This window comes from Pseudarthrobacter sp. MDT1-56, from assembly GCF_059383555.1.
Map to the genome: position 1 here is coordinate 20,924 of NZ_JBWZCK010000003.1, position 18,466 is coordinate 39,389.

Annotated in this window: 17 protein-coding genes and 2 tRNA genes; 2 read left to right on the forward strand and 17 right to left on the reverse strand. The window is 68.3% G+C overall.

Annotated features, from left to right (window positions below):
• Positions 1–68: 68 nt before the first annotated feature.
• Together leuD and leuC are read right to left on the reverse strand one after the other, a co-directional pair.
• Entirely contained in the window at positions 69–671 is a 603-nt protein-coding gene (gene leuD, locus AC50YC_RS05105; protein ID WP_494952515.1) for a 3-isopropylmalate dehydratase small subunit, read from the reverse strand.
• Between the two features lie 55 nt (positions 672–726).
• Positions 727–2,181: a 3-isopropylmalate dehydratase large subunit gene (gene leuC / locus AC50YC_RS05110; RefSeq protein WP_494952516.1), complete on the reverse strand. Its 1,455-nt coding sequence runs from the start codon at positions 2,179–2,181 to the stop codon at positions 727–729.
• Between the two features lie 124 nt (positions 2,182–2,305).
• Here leuC and AC50YC_RS05115 point away from each other — a divergent pair, with 124 nt between their 5' ends.
• Positions 2,306–3,025, forward strand: coding sequence for an IclR family transcriptional regulator (locus tag AC50YC_RS05115; protein WP_056426387.1), 720 nt, complete (start codon positions 2,306–2,308; stop codon positions 3,023–3,025).
• A gap of 118 nt (positions 3,026–3,143) precedes the next feature.
• Here the strand turns inward: AC50YC_RS05115 and AC50YC_RS05120 are convergent, their stop codons facing one another.
• Entirely contained in the window at positions 3,144–4,718 is a 1,575-nt protein-coding gene (locus AC50YC_RS05120; RefSeq protein ID WP_494952517.1) for an HNH endonuclease signature motif containing protein, read from the reverse strand.
• A gap of 109 nt (positions 4,719–4,827) precedes the next feature.
• Between AC50YC_RS05120 and AC50YC_RS05125 the strand changes: the two genes are divergently transcribed.
• Complete coding sequence (locus tag AC50YC_RS05125) at positions 4,828–5,364, forward strand: DUF1697 domain-containing protein (protein ID WP_494952518.1); 537 nt, start codon at positions 4,828–4,830, stop codon at positions 5,362–5,364.
• Positions 5,365–5,433: 69 nt separating this feature from the next.
• On the opposite strand, the gene AC50YC_RS05130 is transcribed toward AC50YC_RS05125, so the two are convergent.
• The 14 genes from AC50YC_RS05130 to AC50YC_RS05195 form a co-directional block, all read right to left on the reverse strand.
• Complete coding sequence (locus AC50YC_RS05130; RefSeq protein WP_494952519.1) at positions 5,434–7,050, reverse strand: GTPase; 1,617 nt, start codon at positions 7,048–7,050, stop codon at positions 5,434–5,436.
• A complete protein-coding gene (locus tag AC50YC_RS05135) occupies positions 7,047–8,792 on the reverse strand; it encodes a dynamin family protein (RefSeq protein ID WP_494952520.1) in 1,746 nt (581 codons plus the stop codon). The genes AC50YC_RS05130 and AC50YC_RS05135 overlap by 4 nt, the downstream gene beginning before the upstream one ends.
• A 95-nt stretch (positions 8,793–8,887) precedes the next feature.
• A tRNA-Glu gene (locus tag AC50YC_RS05140) sits at positions 8,888–8,963 on the reverse strand.
• Between the two features lie 130 nt (positions 8,964–9,093).
• Positions 9,094–9,165, reverse strand: a tRNA-Gln gene (locus AC50YC_RS05145).
• Positions 9,166–9,474: 309 nt separating this feature from the next.
• The gene (locus AC50YC_RS05150) at positions 9,475–10,221 is read right to left on the reverse strand and encodes an HAD family hydrolase (protein ID WP_494952521.1); all 747 of its coding nucleotides are present in this window, start codon (positions 10,219–10,221) and stop codon (positions 9,475–9,477) included.
• Positions 10,222–10,223: 2 nt separating this feature from the next.
• Positions 10,224–11,756, reverse strand: coding sequence for a glutamate--tRNA ligase (gene gltX, locus AC50YC_RS05155; RefSeq protein WP_494952522.1), 1,533 nt, complete (start codon positions 11,754–11,756; stop codon positions 10,224–10,226).
• Between the two features lie 35 nt (positions 11,757–11,791).
• Positions 11,792–12,025 (reverse strand): hypothetical protein, encoded by a 234-nt coding sequence (locus tag AC50YC_RS05160; RefSeq protein WP_494952523.1) that lies wholly within the window; start codon positions 12,023–12,025, stop codon positions 11,792–11,794.
• An 18-nt stretch (positions 12,026–12,043) separates the two neighbouring features.
• Positions 12,044–12,820, reverse strand: coding sequence for a fumarylacetoacetate hydrolase family protein (locus AC50YC_RS05165; protein ID WP_494952524.1), 777 nt, complete (start codon positions 12,818–12,820; stop codon positions 12,044–12,046).
• A gap of 27 nt (positions 12,821–12,847) precedes the next feature.
• Positions 12,848–13,621, reverse strand: a complete 774-nt coding sequence (locus tag AC50YC_RS05170) for an MBL fold metallo-hydrolase (protein ID WP_494952755.1) — start codon at positions 13,619–13,621, stop codon at positions 12,848–12,850.
• Positions 13,622–13,687: 66 nt separating this feature from the next.
• A complete protein-coding gene (locus AC50YC_RS05175; RefSeq protein ID WP_494952525.1) occupies positions 13,688–14,062 on the reverse strand; it encodes a DUF1304 family protein in 375 nt (124 codons plus the stop codon).
• Positions 14,063–14,214: 152 nt separating this feature from the next.
• The gene (locus AC50YC_RS05180; RefSeq protein WP_494952526.1) at positions 14,215–15,327 is read right to left on the reverse strand and encodes a branched-chain amino acid aminotransferase; all 1,113 of its coding nucleotides are present in this window, start codon (positions 15,325–15,327) and stop codon (positions 14,215–14,217) included.
• Between the two features lie 126 nt (positions 15,328–15,453).
• Positions 15,454–16,506, reverse strand: coding sequence for a 3-isopropylmalate dehydrogenase (locus tag AC50YC_RS05185; protein WP_494952527.1), 1,053 nt, complete (start codon positions 16,504–16,506; stop codon positions 15,454–15,456).
• 85 nt (positions 16,507–16,591) lie between these two features.
• The gene (locus AC50YC_RS05190) at positions 16,592–17,371 is read right to left on the reverse strand and encodes a class F sortase (protein ID WP_494952528.1); all 780 of its coding nucleotides are present in this window, start codon (positions 17,369–17,371) and stop codon (positions 16,592–16,594) included.
• An 88-nt stretch (positions 17,372–17,459) separates the two neighbouring features.
• Positions 17,460–18,101, reverse strand: a complete 642-nt coding sequence (locus AC50YC_RS05195; protein WP_494952529.1) for a hypothetical protein — start codon at positions 18,099–18,101, stop codon at positions 17,460–17,462.
• Positions 18,102–18,466 lie beyond the last annotated feature (365 nt).

The following is an 18,466-nucleotide window of genomic DNA, read 5'->3' on the forward strand; positions in this document are numbered from 1 at the left end:
CGTCTCCTGCGGCATGTCCCACTGGGGACGCGCCATAGGAGACCCCGCGTTGCAGTGGGGCGTGCCGGTCAGGACAGCTTGGCCGGAAGAGTCTTGGGCATAAACGCCGGCCGGGTGGCCTCGAAGGCGGTGATGTCTTCCTCGTGTTTGAGGGTCAGTCCAATGTCGTCCAGGCCCTCAAGCAGGCGCCAGCGGGTGTAGTCGTCGATCTCAAACGGCGCAACGATGTTGCCGCACTGGACCGTCTTGGAGAGGAGGTCCACGGTGACCGCGATGCCCGGGGCGTTCTCCAGTTCCTTCCAGATGAGTTCGATGTCATCCTGGGCCAGTTCCGCGGCGAGCAGACCCTGTTTACCGGAGTTTCCTCGGAAGATATCGGCGAAGCGTGAGGACAGCACGGTCTTGAAGCCGTAGTCCTTGAGCGCCCAGACGGCGTGCTCTCGGGAGGACCCGGTGCCGAAGTCAGGCCCGGCCACCAGGACGGAGCCCGCGTTGAACGGCTCCTGGTTCAGGATGAATGCCGGGTCCTTGCGCCAGGCCGCAAAGAGCGCGTCCTCGAAGCCGGTGCGCGTGATGCGCTTGAGGTAGACGGCCGGGATGATCTGGTCGGTGTCGACGTTGCTTTGGCGCAGCGGGACGCCGATGCCGGTGTGGGTGGTGAACTTTTCCATGGCGGATCCTTCTAGGCTGTGTGGATCTGAACAGTGTGGATCTGGGCAGGGCCCACTAGGCTGCGTCGGAACGGACCGCGGCGGACCCGGGCGCGGGGTCCAGGTCCGACGGCGAGCTCAGGGTGCCGCGCACCGCCGTCGCCGCTGCCACCACCGGGGAGACCAGGTGGGTGCGCCCGCCCTTGCCCTGGCGGCCCTCGAAGTTGCGGTTCGAGGTGGAGGCGCACCGCTCCCCCGGTTCCAGCTGGTCCGGGTTCATGCCCAGGCACATGGAGCAGCCGGCGAAGCGCCATTCGGCCCCGAAGTCCTTGAAGACCTTGTCCAGGCCCTCGGCCTCGGCCTCGAGGCGCACGCGGGCGGAGCCGGGAACCACGAGCATCCGGATGTTGGGGTCCTTGGTGCGGCCGCGGATGATGTCCGCGGCGGCGCGGAGGTCCTCCATCCGGGAGTTGGTGCAGGAGCCCAGGAAGACCGTGTCCACCCGGATGTCCTTCATCGGCGTGCCGGCTTCCAGCCCCATGTACTGCAGCGCGCGTTCCGCCGCGGCCTTGGCGTTCTCATCGCCGAAGTCCTCGGGCGAGGGCACCTTGGCGGACAGCGACACGCCCTGGCCGGGGTTGGTCCCCCAGGTCACGAACGGTTCCAGCGTGTCAGCGTCGAGGTCCACCTCGACGTCGAACGTCGCGTCGTCCGCGGAGCGCAGTGTGTTCCAATACTCGACGGCGGCATCCCACTCGGCGCCCTGCGGCGCGTGCGGGCGGCCGAACATGTAGTCGTAGGTGGTCTGGTCCGGTGCGACGAGCCCGGCGCGGGCGCCGGCTTCGATGGACATGTTGCAGATGGTCATCCGGGCTTCCATGGACAGCGCCCGGATCGCGGAGCCGCGGTACTCGAGCACGTAGCCCTGGCCTCCGCCGGTGCCGATCTTGGCGATGACGGCCAGGATGATGTCCTTGGCGGAGACACCGGGGCGCAGGGTGCCCTCGACATTGATGGCCATGGTCTTGAAGGGCTTCAGGGACAGCGTCTGGGTGGCCATCACGTGCTCCACCTCGGAGGTGCCGATGCCCATCGCCAGGGCGCCGAACGCCCCGTGGGTGGAGGTGTGCGAATCGCCGCAGACCACGGTCATGCCGGGCTGGGTGAGGCCCAGCTGCGGGCCCACGACGTGGACAATCCCCTGTTCGGCGTCGCCGAGCGAGTGCAGGCGGACACCAAATTCCTGGCAGTTATTGCGGAGGGTCTGGATCTGCGTGCGGCTGGTCAGATCGGCAATTGGCTTGTCGATGTCCAGCGTGGGAGTGTTGTGGTCCTCAGTGGCGATGGTGAGGTCGGGCCGGCGCAACGGGCGCCCGGCAAGCCGGAGGCCTTCAAAGGCCTGCGGCGAGGTCACCTCATGCACCAGGTGGAGGTCGATGAAGAGAAGGTCTGGCTGCGCGTTGGCTCCTTCGCCGTCGCCTTTGCGCACCACGTGCGCGTCCCAGACTTTCTCGGCCAGTGTCTTTGCCACGGCCATCTCCCTTCACTGCGGTGTTCGTACTTGCCGGCTTGTTCTCTCCACTGAATCAGCACTCCCGCGTAATGCGCCAGCGAGTTGACTTGCATCTCAGATAATGAGACGGCAATATCATTACATGGACAATTCTAGTGGAGTCGGTGTCATCGATAAAGCGGCCCATGTGCTTGACGCACTTGAGGCTGGCCCTACCACTCTGGCGCAGCTTGTCGCAGCCACGGGACTGGCGAGGCCCACCGTGCACCGGCTGGCGCTGGCGCTGGTCCATCACCGGCTGGTCAGCCGCGATATCCAGGGCCGCTTTGTCCTGGGCAGCCGCCTCGTGGAGCTTGCCTCCGCGGCCGGCGAGGACCGCCTGATCGCGTCCGCCGGACCTGTCCTGATGCAGCTGCGCGACGCCACGGGCGAAAGCGCCCAGATCTTCCGCCGGCAGGGTGACTGGCGCGTCTGCGTAGCGTCCGCCGAACGGCCTATCGGCCTGCGCGACACCATTCCGGTAGGCACCCAGTTGTCCATGAAGGCCGGCTCCGCCGCCCAGGTGCTGCTCGCCTGGGAGGACCACGACCGGCTCCTGGAAGGCCTGCAGGCCGCCCGCTTCACCCCCACCGTCCTGGCCGGAGTGCGACGCCGGGGCTGGGGCCAGAGCCTGGGCGAACGTGAGCCGGGGGTCGCCTCCGTGTCGGCGCCCGTGCGCGGTCCGTCCGGCCGGGTGATCGCCGCGGTGTCGATCTCCGGGCCGATCGAACGCCTGACCCGCCAGCCGGGCCGGCTGCACGCCGAAGTGGTCTGCAACGCGGCCCGGGTGCTGACCGAGGCGCTGCGCAAGACCAACGACTAAACCCGTCTCCGGTCGCCATCGGACCGCACCAGGGCTCGGACCCGCGGATCTTCCAGCACATCTTTGACGGCTGGCCCTCCGGTCGCTGGTCGTGATGAAACGGCACGCAACTGGTGGATCAGGCACATTGGATTTGGACGTCCAGGTCCACGTCTTCGTCCGTGCGCAGGAGATGTCCCGACCAGTCGGGTGGATCCCAGTCCTGCTGTTCGCTGGGGTAGTGCCGTCCTGTCGGTGAGGTCCAGCCCGGCGGGCTGTGTTCGCTTGCCCCGGATGGTGTCCAGGCCGTGCCGTGCTTCAGGCGGTGGTGCTTGGGGCAGGGCTGGCCGAGGTTGGTGATCCCGGTGGTGCCGCCGTCGGCCCAGGCCAGGAGATGGTCCGCCTCATTGTCCAGGGAGTGGTTGTTGCAGCCGGGGAACGGACACCTGCCGTCGCGGAGCCGGAGCCAGTGGCGCTGAGCTGTCGTGAGGCGGTAGCTGGTCCGGCCGATTTCCAGCGGAGCCCCGTCCCGCGGATCCGTCAGGACCCGGTAAAAGGAACCCGCACCGTCGGCGACCAGGCGGCGGGCCATCGACGGCGGGATCGGCCCATACCCGTCCAGGACGGCCGGTTCCTCCCCGGCACCGAGGAGGGACAGGACCGGGACGGTGACCAGGACCTGCGCCCGCGGGACCGGCACACCCCCACCCAGGCCGCTGACATCCGTGCCGGTGCCGGTGCCGCCAGCCAGACCGTGTCCTCCCTCGCTTATGCCGCCGATGGTCCCGGTGCCGCCTTCGGCCAGTCCAGTGCTGAGGAGCCAGGTGGCGGCGACGTCGGCGCGGAGCTGGGTCAGAGTGCGGGCCTCCTCCGGGCCCTGCAGGGCGCGGGCGGCGGCGGTGGTCCGCTCCCAGATCCCCGCGGCGGTGTCGGCCGGGAGGTACGCGGAGAGCCAGGCCATCCCGTCCCGGTCCGGGCAGTACTCGACCCGCCGGTCCGCAGCACACTTGGTGTGGCGTTCCTCGATGCTGACCGGGTGGTGGCGTTCCCGCCAAACACGGGCCTTGGCCCGGAACCGTCCCGGGACGAGATCCCCGGCCGGGCACCCCCTGGCCGGGTTCGGCGCGTCCGGGTCCAGGAAGTGCGCCTCCAATGCCGCCGCCCCGGCCGGATCCAGATTGCTGGTCTCGTCCACCATGATCCGGGCATGGGCCCACGAGATTGTCCCGGCCTCCAGGGCCGCCAGGGTCAGCGGCAGCGAAGTCGTCAGGGCCTGGCACTCGGACAAGAAGGCGCCGGCGGCGTGTTCGCTGACCCTCAATGCACACGCGACCTCGGCCACCAACGCCATCTCCCGGACGGCGCGGTCCTGCGGGGACGCCGCCGGCGGCGCCAGCGCCCGGGTCGCCTGCACGTAGTCCGCGGCGAACCTGACCTTCAACGCCGCCGTCCGTGCCTCCCGGCGGGCCACCCCGGCCATCCCCTCCAGGCACGCATCCGCCAGATCCCGCAACGGATCAGCCCACAGCGGATCAGACTCGGCATCGCGGACTGAACCACTGCCCGAAGGATCAGCGTCCCGCAGCCCACCGCTGCCGGGGGCATCAGGACAGTCCGCGCCGGCGCCCGTGAAGGCACCAAGCGCAGCAACGGACGCGGCGACGGCCTCCCAGGCCTGCCTGCTCTCCGGACTCCACGCTGTCCTGCTATCCACACTTTCAGGATCTCAGGAGCCACCGACAAAATTGGAAGATCTCCTGCGTTGCGGCCCGACACCGGAGCTGACCGACAACCGGAGTGGGGTCACGGCATAGGCTGTCCGCATGAGCAGTTATGCGGTGTTCCTGCGCGGGGTCAACGTCGGCGGCATCACCATCAAGATGGCCGAGCTGAAGGCCGCCTTGACGTCACGTCCATTTTCGGGCGTGAAGACGCTTCTGGCCAGTGGAAATGTGGTGCTCTCGAGCGAATTGTCCCCCGCCGGCGTGAAGAAGGAATTTGAGGCGTGCCTCCGCGAGGCCTTCGGCTATGACGCCTGGGTGGTGGTTCTGCCGGCAGACCGGGTGGGCGAACTGGTGGCGGCGTGTCCCTATCCTGCGGACGACGCCTCCACGCACACCTACCTCACGCTCGGCTCGGACGCCGCGGTGCTTGCTCAGTTGTATGAGGCCGGCAGCGCCCTGGACGGTGCGCAGGTGACCGCGCTGGGGCCGGAGGCCCTGGCGTGGCTGGCGCCCGCCGGCGGCACGCTGGACAGCCCGTTCAGCAAGCTGTCCGCGAGGCCGAAGTACAAGTCCGTAACCACCACCCGAAACCTGCGCACCATGATCAAGGTCCGCGACGCCGCTGCGACGGCGTAGGCGCAGCCCGGCTGCAGACGCTGCACTGCTGCAGCCGCGGCACGGTTGCGCGTAGCAGCCCGGTACGGGTCAGCGCGCCGCTGCCTGCAGGGCCTTGTTGAAGGACGCCAGACGGCTGACCTCGAGCGCCACGGGCTCCACCACAAAATCTTCCGCCACGGCCGCGACAGACGCCTTGAGCCGCTTCCGGGCCGCCGCGCCCCGGGCCCGGGCAGCGGCTCCCGCGATGAGCTTCGCCAGGATGGCCAGGACGATCCCGAGCAGCGCGCCGCCGGCGATCAGGACAGTCGGCACGGGCCAGCCCTGCACCAGCGGGACCTCCGGCACGGGAAGCTGCAAATAGCCCAGCGCGGCAAGCACCCCGAGCCAGGCGAATCCACAGAGGGCCGCCAGCAGTGCCAGCCACTGCACAACGTTGAACGGCGTCCACCACCAGGCCTTGCCCGCGGCCTTCAAATCTGTGGACGCGATGGCCTGGTCCAGTGCATCCGGCAACTGCTCGCGGCCCTCACGGGCGGCGCCGCGGATAACGGCCCGCCAGGGCCCGGGGGCGCCGTCGGATGCTGCATCGGCAAATTCCCGGACAGCGGCATCGGTGCGGGCCCGCTCCGGGGCACCGGCAGGCGGCAGCGAGGTGCGGTTCAGTTCGGGCCGGGATCCCTCCCTGCGCAGGTTGAGCCGCCTCAGCGGGTCAGGCCGGAAGCGGACCAGCCAGCGCGTGACGGGCCACCCGGTGCGGCGGGTCGATTCCAGCTGGAATGACCGGACAACGGCTTCCACCACGAGCGGGACGTTGGCCGCACTCGCCAGTTCCTCGGCCAGCCGGCCTTTAGAGGCCGCTTTGACCCCGGCCGCCGCGCCGGCTCCGGAAGCCTCGGCGAGCCGGGCGGAGGCCTGCGTGACGTCGGCCCCGAGGCGCTGCGATTGGGCCTGCCGCTGCGTTGCCACCTGGCGGATGGCGGCCCGGACCTTGTCCACGCAGGTGCCCACGAGGGCGGAGGCGCCAATGACCTGCACTTTGCCCAGCCCGTCCCGCGCCAGGATGCCTTTCAGCGACTCCAGCACCGGGGGAATGTCCCGGTCCGGGAGCCGGTCGATCTGGTTGAGCACCACCAGGGTGACAGCGCCATGGGAGGCGAGTGGGGTGAGGAAATCGTTGTGCACCGCGGCGTCGGCATACTTCTGCGGATCGAGCACCCACACCAGGACATCAACGAGTCCCACCATCCGCTCCACGATCTCGCGGTTGGCGGCATGGGTGGAGTCGAAGTCGGGAAGATCCAGGAGGATCAGGCCGGTGCCGTCGTCGGCGAAACCGGGCACCGGGCTGGCGTGGTGCCGGTTGCGGACTTCCAGCCAGTCCAGCAGCTGCTCGCTGCCCTCGGCGCCCCAGACGCCGGCGAGCGGCTCAGAGGTCGTCGGCCGGCGGGCAGCTGCCGTCGCGATTTCCGCTCCGCTGACAGCATTGAACAGGGACGACTTTCCACTGCCCGTGGCCCCGAAGAATCCGACGACGGTGTGGTCAGCCGAGAGGGAGCGCCGGGAACTGGCCCGGTCCAGCACCTGGAGAACGCCGTCCAGGACGTCGTCCGGGAGCGCCCCTTCGGCCAGTTCCCGGGCCTCGTTCAGGGCCTCAAGGCGGCGGTCCAGCCGGGTGGCCTCGGCGGCGGCACCATGGCGGCTCACGAGGTGGCCGCCAGCCGGTGCAGCGCCGCGGCATGGCCGGAGAGCACCGCCGGGGTGACCCCGCCGGAAATCTCGAGCCGGGCCAGGAATCGCTGCTGTTCAGCCTCAAGCAGCTTCTGGCAGCGGGCATGGAGATCCTCGCGGGCCGTCTTGGCGAGCCGGCGCACTGCGTCCTCGCCGAACACCGCTTCCAGCAGCCGCTGCCCGGCGACGGCAGTGCCCCCGGCGACGCCGACCTCCAACCCGGTGAGTCCGGCTGTCATGGAGAACACCACGATCATCAGGGCGGCGCCGAGGCCGTTGATGCCAAAGGACAGCCAGCGGGCCTGGGTGCGCTTGCCCTGGCCCTCGGTCCGGATCAGCTCCATAAGGCTCCCCTGCCAGGCCCGGATCTCGGCAGCAGCCTTCTCGGCGAAGCCGTCGGAGGTTCCGGAAAGGTCGTCGCTGCCCAGCAGTTGGCGGCCGGCCGGATCGGAGCGCCAGCGACCGTCCGTATCTTCGGCCGCGTTGGCGGCCTCATCGATAATGACGGCCTGCAGGCCGGTTTCGATCGCCGTCTCCACCCGCACCGCCGGTGCCGGTTCGCCCCGGAAGAAGGCACCGACCCGGTCTCGGAAGCGGCCAATGTTCTGCTCCATGGCCCGGAAGAACTCGCCGGTGCCTACGAAGTCCTGCCAGCGGGCAAGGACCTCGCCCCGCAGCAGGGCGCCATCCCGAGTAGCCTCCAGGATCCTGGCCACGGCGTCCCGGTAAGCGTCCCGGGCATCCCCGGCCAGGACGTCGGCGGCGTGTTCCTGGTCTCCGGCGGCCTTCGCCACCACCTCGACGCGGCTCCCGAGGGCCTTGACAGTCCCGTTGAGCGTCCGGCGGGCGATGTCCGCGCGACCGGCGGCGTCCGCGGCGAGCTCCTGCAGCCAGAACCGCAACGGTTCCACGGCGGCGGGAGGAAGCATCCCCATCCCATCCAGTGCCACCTCCGGGACGACGAAAAGGCGGGCTTCACCCAGGCCCTCCCTGCCGAGCATCGACTGCAGGTCGGCACTGACCTCGGCCTCGGCGGCGGCGGGCACCCGGTCCAGGACCACGGCCACCATGATGTCCCGGGAGGCCGCGTCCAGCAGCAGGCGCCACGGAACGGCGTCGGCATAGCGGTTGGCGGTGGTGACGAACACCCACAAGTCGGCGGCAGCCAGCAACTGCCCGGCGAGCTTGCGGTTGTCGGCGGAAATCGAGTCGACGTCGGGAGCGTCCAGCAGCGCGATTCCCTGCGGCACGGCTGGATCGCCGACCAGTACCAGGGACGTGATCGCGCTAGGGTCAGGCGTGGGACCGGCCTGGCTGGCGGGCAGCGGCTCGCGGTTCACCGTGCCGCGGATCCGGCTCAGGCTCGGCAGGACCCGCTGGTCCTCGAACCAGCGCCCGTCGGCGGGATGGTGCAGCAGGATGGGCTGGCGCGTGGTGGGCCGGATGGCACCGGCCCGGGTGACAGCGTGCCCGACGAGTCCGTTCACGAGGGTCGATTTTCCGGCGCCGGTGGAACCGCCCACTACGGCCAGCAGGGGCGCGTCCAGGCTCCGGTAGCGCGGCAGGATGTAATCCTCGAGCTGGGCAAGGGCGTTGCGGATGTCCCGCCGGGCGTCGTCCGAGCCGGGCAGGGCCAGGGGCAGTGCGGTGGCAGCCAGGTCGCGGTGGACGGCTTCCAGCAGTTCAACGGCCTGGCCGGTGGTTTCGTCGGAGCTCACCGCAACATCATGCCAGTTCCGGGCCGTGCCGGTTCAGCGGCGCGGGGTGCGGACAACGAAAAACGGCCCCGGGCTGATGCCCGGGACCGTTTCATTGGTGACCCCAGCGGGATTCGAACCCGCGTTACCGCCGTGAGAGGGCAGCGTACTAGGCCGCTATACGATGGGGCCGCGTACTCTCCAGAACAGCATTTCTGCCATTCACGCTAAGCGATTATTTCATACACTCAGCAAGTGTTTCAAATCGGCGAACCGGTCTGAAACCCCTGATCAGCCGCGTAAATACGCGGATTTTTCAGAGCTGGGATACCAGGACTCGAACCTAGAATGACGGTACCAGAAACCGTAGTGTTGCCAATTACACCATATCCCAATGGAACTTTCGGGCCGGATTCGTGGGTCTAAACCCGCGCTCCCGGCGCCTCAGCACGAGTAATTACTTTACCCGAGAGTTTTCGTCTGCACAAATCGAGCCGTCCGGCCCTCCGGATGAGTGCACCCCGTCGGCCGCGGCGGGCTCCCATCGTTGCGGGGGGCAGAAAATCCCCGCGGATCCGCCGCCGCGGCCAGGACCGCAACCCGGAACGGGGTGCGCCGACGGTCCTCCGCCATGGCCGAGCCGGCAGTTTGCGTGCCGACTGCCGGCGTTATCTGCATCACAGCCACGGGGTGTGCCCTGGAGTCAGGCCAGCAGCTCCAGCAGGGAACCAATCTCGCGGCCGGCAAAACCCGGGGCCGGCTCCCCGCCGCGGTTGAGCCAGACGCCCAGGAGTCCGGCCGCCGTCGAGCCGTCAGCGTCGAGGAGGCGGTTGTCCCCCACATAGAGCGTTTCGCCGGGGCCGGTGCCAAGGCGTCGGACGCCCTCCAGGTAGATGGCCGGATCCGGCTTGGCCGCACCGACAGTGTCTGTGCCCACCAGCACGCTGATCCGTTCCAGTCCGGCGGCGTCCAGCTTGACCCGCTGGTAGTCGTGGACGTTGTTGCTCACGGCACCGTAGGGGATGCCGGCGGCATCGAGGGCGTCCAGCATCGGGGTGACGTCGTCGAAGGCACGGATGTAGCCGTGCTGCCGGCTGGCGTAGGAGCTGACCCAGTGGTGGGCCACCTCGCCTTCCTCCAGCTCCACGCCGAAGTGCCCCAGGGCGGCCCGGCCGCGGAGCAGGCGCTGTTCATTGAAGCTCAGTTCACCGGCCAGGTATCGGTCGTAGAAGTGCGTGGTCTCGCGGGTGAAGATCCGCCCGAACTTCTCCCACCCGGCCTGGTCCAGGCCGGGCAGGAGGTGTTCGCTGACGTCGCGCAGTGCCGCCGTCATGGCGAACTCGAGGTCCACCAGGGTGTCGTCAATGTCAAACAGCACGCCGCGGATACTGCCCAGGCTGGCGGCCAGGGCGCTGGTCCTGACGTTGTTCTGCGCTGAGGGCGAGCTCATGATCAGCCGCGGAAGGCGCGCAGCCGGGCCAGGGACGAGTCCTTGCCCAGGATCACCATGGATTCGAACAGCGGCGGGGAGATCCGGCGGCCGGAGATGGCCGTGCGGACCGGGCCGAAGGCCAGCCGCGGCTTGACGCCGAGGCCCTCGACGAGGGCTTCCTTGAGCGCGGCCTGGATGCTCTCGGCATTCCAGTCGGCAAGGGGCTCCAGGGCGGCCAGGGCGGCGTCGAGCACCTCCGTGAGATTCTCCGGTAGCCCCTTGCGGGCGTCGTCCGCGACGTCGATCGCGTCGTCGTTCTTGAACAGGAAGGCGAGCATTTCGGGGGCCTCGCCCAGCAGCGAGATGCGCTCCTGGATCAGCGGGGCCGCCTCGGCGAGGATCTCCTCCTGGCGCGCGGTCAGGGTGTCGCCGACAAACCCGGCGGTGCGCAGGTACGGAACCAGGCGGCCGCGGAAGTCCTCGGCGTCGAGCATCCGGATGTGCGTGCCGTTGATGGCCTCGGCCTTCTTGATGTCAAAGCGGGCAGGGTTGGCGAGTACGTCGTTGACGTCGAAGTGCTCGATCAGCTGGTCCACGGTAAAGATGTCCTCATCGGCGGAGAGGCTCCAGCCGAGCAGCGAGAGGTAGTTGAGCAGGCCCTCCGGGATGAAGCCGCGGTCCCGGAGCAGGAACAGGTTGGACTGCGGGTCCCGCTTGGAGAGCTTCTTGTTGCCCTCGCCCATGACGTACGGCAGGTGGCCGAAGACCGGCAGGTAGCTGGCTACGCCGATGTCCATCAGCGCGCGGATCAGCACCACCTGGCGCGGTGTGGAGGAGAGCAGGTCCTCGCCGCGGAGCACGTGGGTGATGCCCATCAGCGCATCGTCGACGGGGTTGACCAGGGTGTACAGCGGGGATCCGTCGGCGCGGACGATCACGTAGTCCGGGATACTGCCGGCCTTGAAGGTGATCTCGCCGCGGACCATGTCGGTGAAGGTGACGTCCTCATCGGGCATCCGCACGCGGAGCACGGGCTGGCGGCCCTCGGCCTTGAAAGCGGCCAGCTGCTCCTCGGAAAGTTCGCGGTCGAAGTTGTCATAGCCCAGCTTGGGGTCGCGGCCCGCCGCTCGGTGGCGCGCCTCCACTTCCTCCGGGGAGGAGTAGCACTCGTAGGCGTAGCCGGCCTCGATCAGCTTGGCGACGACGTCCTTGTACAGGTCGAGGCGCTGCGACTGGCGGTACGGCTCGTGCGGCCCTCCGACCTCCACGCCTTCCTCCCAGGTGATGCCGAGCCATTTGAGGGCCTCGAGAAGCTGCTGGTAGCTCTCCTCCGAGTCCCTTGCCACGTCCGTGTCCTCGATGCGGAACACGAAGGTGCCCTTCGTGTGGCGGGCGTGGGCCCAGTTGAACAGCGCCGTGCGGATCAGGCCGACGTGCGGGGTTCCGGTGGGCGAGGGGCAGAACCGGACACGGACGGGGGTGTCGGCTGTGACTTCGCTGGTCACACTGGGGGCGGAGCTGGAGACGGCGTCGGGCGCTGAAGGAGTAGTCATAGTGACTCCAACTTTACCGCCTGCCGCCAGAGGCTTTACCGCTTGCGGCCGCGCGACGGTTGCGGGCGGGACAGCGCCTTCCACAGGTAAAAGCCTGCCAACACCAGGCCCGCCGCAACGAACGCCAGCGCCAGCCAGAGCGGCCCGTCCAGCCAGTTGACGGCGCGTGCCGCCATCGAGAACGTGCCGATCGAGCCGAGGGCAAAGAGCAGGAAGGAACGGCGGCTCCGGGAACCCTGCAGCGCGCGAATCAACCCACGAAAAATCATCAAGTGCTTCTCCGGTCCCTAGCGGCGGACTACCGGGTTGGAGAGGCGGCCGATGCCCTCGATCTCGACCTCGAAGCGGTCACCGGCCTGGACGAGGCCAACGCCGGCCGGGGTACCGGTCATGATGACATCGCCGGGCAGCAGGGTGAAGGCCTGCGAGACGATGGAGACGAGTTCGCGGACGCCGCGGATCATCTGGCTGGTGCTCCCGTCCTGTCGCAGCTCGCCGTTGAGGCGGCCCTGGATCTGCAGGTCCTCGGTGTTCAGTTCGGTCTCGATCCAGGGGCCCAGGGGCGCGGAGGTGTCAAAGCCCTTGGCCCGGGCCCACTGCAGGTCCGTCTTCTGGACGTCGCGGGCGGTGAGGTCATTGCCGCAGGTGTAGCCGAAGATGACGTCGTCGACGCGCTCCTCGGGGACGTCCTTGCAGATCCGGCCGATCACCACGCACAGTTCGGCTTCGAAGGACACTTCCTCGGAGAACTCCGGCAGGACGATCGGATCGTTGGGCCCGATCACGGAGGTATTGGGCTTGAGGAAGAGCAACGGCTGCTTGGGGACCTCATTGCCGAGTTCCCGGGCGTGTTCCACGAAGTTGCGGCCGACGCCGATGACCTTGCTCCGCGGGATGATCGGGGCCAGCAGGCGCACATCCTCCAGCTTGTGCCGCACGGCGGTTCGTTCCACGCCGTGGAAGAAAGGGTCGCCGTTGATGACAGTGACTTCCTCACTGCCGGGCTCACCTTCAACAATGCCGTAGAGGGGATCAGAATCGACAACAAACCGGGCGATACGCATGGCTCCAAGCGTACCGTCTCCGGCGGGCTAGGACGTGCCGCTGTCCAGGCGCAGGTAGTGCAGCTGGGCGGCCACGGAGAGTTCAGCCGCGGGCCGCACGGCGGGATCGACGGCGGCGTACACGGCGTCGGCCACATCGGCCACCCCGGCCCCGGATCCGAGGGTTTCGAGGGCGGACCGGATTTGCCCGAGGCGGTCCTCGCGGTGGTCCCGGTAGGCGCGGACGATCGTGTCCAGGGCGGGCAGTATGGGTCCGTGGGCCGGGAGGACAGTCGCGGGGCCCAGGCGTTCCAGCCGGTCCAGTGAGGCCAGATAGTCACCCAGGGTGCCGTCCGGATAGTCCAGGACCGTGGTACCGAGGCCCAGAATCGTGTCGCCGGTGAGGACAGAGCCTCCGGCGCCGTCCTGCGGCAGGTGGAAACAGACGGAGTCTGAGGTATGGCCCGGCGTCGCCAGGACGCGGATCTCGGCCCCGGCGGCGTGGATCACTTCGCCGTCCGCGAGGGGGCTTCCCCCGTGGCAGTGCGCCGGGTCCTTGGCGCGCACCGGCGCTCCGGTCAGCTCGGCGAACCTGGCGGCGGCCGCGGTATGGTCCGCATGCCGGTGCGTAATCAGGATGAGCTCGACGGCGCCGGCCTGGGCCAGTTCCTGCAGGTGCGGCTCATCCAGCGGGCCGGGATCCACCACGACGGTGCCGGCCGCTCCGGGGGCCGCAATCACGTAGGAGTTTGTCCCGTGCAGGCTCATCGGCCCCGGGTTGGGGGCCAGCCTGAAGCGGGTCAGCTCTGTGCTGCGCACCATGGCGCGGGGGTCGTCAGGGATCACAGTTCCATCTTCCCACCGAAGCGGCACCCGCACGAGCGGGCGTCACACGAGCAACAGTCCTGCGATGACCGCCGGCAGGAGGGCCTCGGCGAGGGCACTCGCCCACAGCCGCCGCTCCGACAGCACCAGAATGATGCCAAGCAGCACGTGGCCCAGGCTCGTGAACAGCAGCAGCACCCGCCCGGCAGCCGGCTCCGCCCCGGTGAGCATGAGGGCGCCAACGATCGCGCCCACTCCCCAGATCATGTTGTAGAACCCAAGGTTGAACGTCCACATCCGAACGGCGTCCGTGTCCTCCGGTTTGATCAGGAACAGCCGGTGCAAGCGCTGGTCCCGGAAGAAGAACGACTCGAGGATTCCCACGAGGATTAGCACCACCCCGAAAATGACACCCAGAACCTGAATGAGTCCAGTCATGCGCAGTATTGTGCCCCCTGATCCGGGGTGCGGCTAGGGGCTTCCGGCCGGTCGCGCCTGGCCATTTTTGCGTGGCGTCTAAAGACGACGGCGGCCCGCACCGGGAGGTGGGCGCCGCCGTCGAACGCTGACTCGGGCTGAGTCGCTGCCGCCTAGGCCAGGCGGGTCAGCCAGCCGTGGGTGTCCTCGATGGTTCCGGTCTGGATGCCCAGGAGTTGCTCGCGGATGGCCATGGTGGTCTCCCCCGCCGTCGCGTCCTCGGAGCCGATGAATTCGGTGTCGTCCTTGAGCACGCCGATCGGGGTGATCACGGCGGCCGTGCCGCAGGCGAAGACCTCGGCGATCTCGCCGGAGGCCACTCCATCGCGCCACTCAGCCAGGGTGATCTTGCGTTCGGTGACCTCGCGGCCCATGTCCTTGGCAACCTGGATGACGGACATCCTGGTGATGCCCTCCAGGATGGTTCCGCTCAGCGCGGGGGTGACCAGTGAGCCGTCCTTCATCACGAAGAACACGTTCATGCCGCCGAGCTCTTCCACGGCGTTGTCATTGAACTGGTCGAGGAAGAGCACCTGCTTGCAGCCGTGCGCCTCGGCTTCCTGCTGCGCGATCAGGGATGCGGCGTAGTTGCCGCCGCACTTCGCGGCGCCGGTGCCGCCGCGGCCGGCGCGGGCGTATTCGCGGGAGATCCAGATGGAGACCGGCTTGAGCTCGCCGCCGAAGTAATTTCCGGCCGGGGACGCGATGACGCGGAAAGACACTTCGCGGGCGGCGCGGACACCGAGGAAGGCTTCGGTGGCGATCATAAACGGCCGCAGGTACAGGGCCTCGCCGTCGCCGGAGGGGACCCATTCCTTGTCCGCCGCGACGAGTTCGCGGATGGCGCCCAGGAAGTACTCCTCCGGCAGCTCAGGGAGCGCCAGGCGGCGGGCGGATTTGTTCAGGCGGGCGGCGTTGGCCTCGGGGCGGAACGTCCAGATGGAGCCGTCGGCGTGGCGGTAGGCCTTGAGCCCTTCGAAGATTTCCTGACCGTAGTGGAGCACCGCGGCGGAGGGGTCCAGCGAGATGGGACCGTAGGCCTCAACACGGGCATCGTGCCAGCCCCCCTTGCCCTCGGCGTCGACGCTGTAGTCGACGACGGCAGTGTGGTCGGTGAAATAGTTGCCGAAACCCGGGTTCGCCAGGATGGCAGCACGTTCTTCAGCGGACTTCGGGGTTGCCGAAAGATGCTGGGTGAATTCGACGCCATGGGCAGTCTGAGTCATGGTTCCTCCACGGTCGGCTGCCTGGCGTGTGAACGTGGTTCAGCCTCGGACCACGGCAGCATATTGGTGATTCGAAACAAGCTTACGCCCGTTGGCGGAGCCGCCGGCCCCGAGTTGGAGAGGCGCCTACAGTGCGGCGGCGATGGCGTCGCCGATCGCGCTGGTGCTGCGGACCGCGGTGCCGCGGCCCGCGACGTCGGCAACCACGGCCGCTTCGATCTTGCGGGCGGCGCCGCCGTAGCCGAGGTGGTCCAGGAGGAGCGCGGCGGAGAGGATGGTCGCCGTCGGATCCGCCTTCTGCTGGCCGGCGATGTCAGGCGCTGAGCCGTGGACCGGTTCGAACATTGACGGCGCGGTGCGTTCCATGTTGATGTTTCCGGATGCGGCGAGGCCGATGCCTCCGGTGATCGCGGCGGCAAGGTCGGTGATGATGTCGCCGAAGAGGTTGTCCGTGACGATCACGTCGAAGCGCGCCGGATCGGTGACCATAAAGATCGTGGCGGCATCGATGTGCAGGTAGTCGTGGGTAACCTCGGGGAACTCCTGGGCCACAGCCTCCACGGTGCGCTTCCAGAGGTGGCCGGCGAAGACCAGGACGTTGTGCTTGTGCACCAACGTGAGCTTCTTGCGCGGGCGGCCGTTGGCGCGGCGGAAAGCATCCCGGACCACGCGTTCCACGCCGTGGGCCGTGTTGAGCGAGACCTCGGTGGCGACCTCGTGCGGGGTCCCGGCGCGCAGTGTGCCGCCGTTGCCCACGTAGGGGCCCTCGGTGCCTTCGCGGACCACGATGAAGTCGATGTCACCGGGGTTCGCGAGCGGGCTGCTGACACCCGGGTAGAGGCGGGACGGGCGCAGGTTAACGAAGTGGTCCAGGCTGAAGCGCAGCTTGAGCAGCAGTTCACGCTCGATGATGCCGGAGGGGATCCGGGTGTCGCCCGGGGCTGCCCCGACCGCACCGAAGAGGATGGCGTCGCGGGTACGGAGATCGGCGAGGGTTCCCTCCGGCAGGGTCTCCCCCGTTTCGAGCCAGTGCTGCGCGCCGAGCTTGTAGTAGGTCTGCTCCAGCACAATGCCCTCGGCGGCGGCAGCCTTCTCAAGGACCTTCACGGCCTCGGCGGTGACCTCGGGGCCAATGCCGTCGCCGGGAATAACGGCCAGATCAATCGTGGATGCGCTCATGTTTTCAGCGTAGCCAAGAGATCCACATGCTGGTCAAGTTGTCTCATTATTCGAACAGGCGAGTCTCCCCGTTACGGCTCCGAGGTCAGGGCCCCCGGGCCGGCGTGGCAACCACCACGACGTTCTTTCCCCAAGGATCCTCCGTATAGCAGCTGATCAGCACCACGCGGTTCGGGACGGCTTCCCAGACGGGGCTGTCCTTGAGGGTGGACTTTGTGTACGTGGTGACTGACTCCACGGCGTAGCGGATTACGCCCGCCTCCGTGGCCACGGTGAATTCGTCCCCCGGTGCGGCGTCCGAGCTCAAACGGTTGAACGGTGCGTCCAGCCCTTCCCAGCTATGGCCGATGACGTAGGTGGTGTTATCGGAGCCGGCCCCGGGGGTTCCGAAGGGCGTGAGCCAGTATCCGTCCATTGTCTCCGGCGGCACAATGCTCCGGCGTTCAGCGGCGCCGCTCCCCGGCTCCAGGGGGTGAACCACCACGTCCATGCCCGCCGCCGGGAAGGTGATGCGTTGCGGGACGGAAGCCGCGCGACCCTGCGCCGCGGGCTCCGGAACGGCGGGCGCGGGTACTGCAGGCGGGGCGGCGGGGTCCCCGGCCGGAAGCAGCGCCGCACTCCCCTCGGCCGGGGCAGCGGAGGGAGACGTGGCCGACGGCGGCGCGGAGGTTCCGGTCAGGGACGCCGCCTCCGCCGGCTCCAGGCCGTGAGCCGCCGGCGAGTGCCCGGGCCCGGTTGCTGCGTAGAACAGCCAGGCGGCGAGGAGTCCCAGCACACAGGCGGCCAGCAGCAGCCTGTCCCTGGGGCTGAGCGCCAGTCCACGGATACCGCGCGCCCGGCGGCGGACCTGGCGGTGACTGCTCATGGGGCCTCCTGTTGACGTGCCTGCGCTCGGGAATCGGAACATCCGGGCGGGCGCTGCGACCGCAGCACCCGCCCGGTACTGCTTCTTCTTAGCCCTCGCTGTTCCCGGCGCGCCGTCCGCCCTGCCAAAGCACCATGGCCGCCACGGCGGTGAACACGCCGGTCAGCGCCATCAGCCAGACTGGAACGCCGGTGTCCGGAGTACGTCCCACGGCAGTCTGGACGTTGTAGCCGACATTCGTCTTCGGGGCGGCAGCTGCGGATTTAACAGCCGGGACGGCCGCTTTCGGGGCCAGGACGGCGGGTGCCGGTGTGGTGGCCGAGACGGGCGTTGAGTCCGCTCCCGGGGTTTCATCGACCGGATCCGGGGTTTCCTCGACCGGCGAGTCCACCGGAGGATCAACGGGCGGGTCGACCGGCGGGTCAACCGGAGGAACGACGACGGCGACGGCGAGGCAGTTGTTGGCCAGCAGCGCGAGATTGGCGGCAGTCAGGTTTTGGCCATTGGGGTAAATGTCCCCGTCGTTGGCCGGCACGATGTCGAGCGTGTCATCCGCGTGTGCCCGCAGCGCGTTGAGGTTGATCGTCTCCATAACAAACGGGTTCCCTGCCGCGCTTGTTGCATGGCAGATCGTAATCTTCTTCTCCTCGGCGGGAGCCGCGTTGGCAGTGGCCGCGGCAGACATGATCCCCAGCCCCACAACCCCCAGTGTGGCAATTGCTTTTTTCATGTGTCCGTCGCTCCGTCCAGTCAGATGTACAAACTGGCTTGTCCGCGCGGAGTAACCATCATCGAGACCCAGGAACAATCACCATTTGAGACCTCCAACAGCGAATTGATTGGTGACAGTTACTCCCCAGCGGTGTCGTCAGTTCGCTTGCCTTTTCAGGCTAGGCGGGACGCCCCGGCCGGGTCGTGAGTAGGGGGTACCCGTCTAATCGATGGACTAATACCCAGTTTCCGCGTCGGGTACTCAGTCCTGGGGTGATTAACTACCTGCCGGTAGCTTGCGGCCGCGGCCGGGGCGCCCGACGGGACGTTAACCCGGCTTAACTACTTGGAAAAGTCGCCCGACCCCCGCGAGTAGAACGCGAA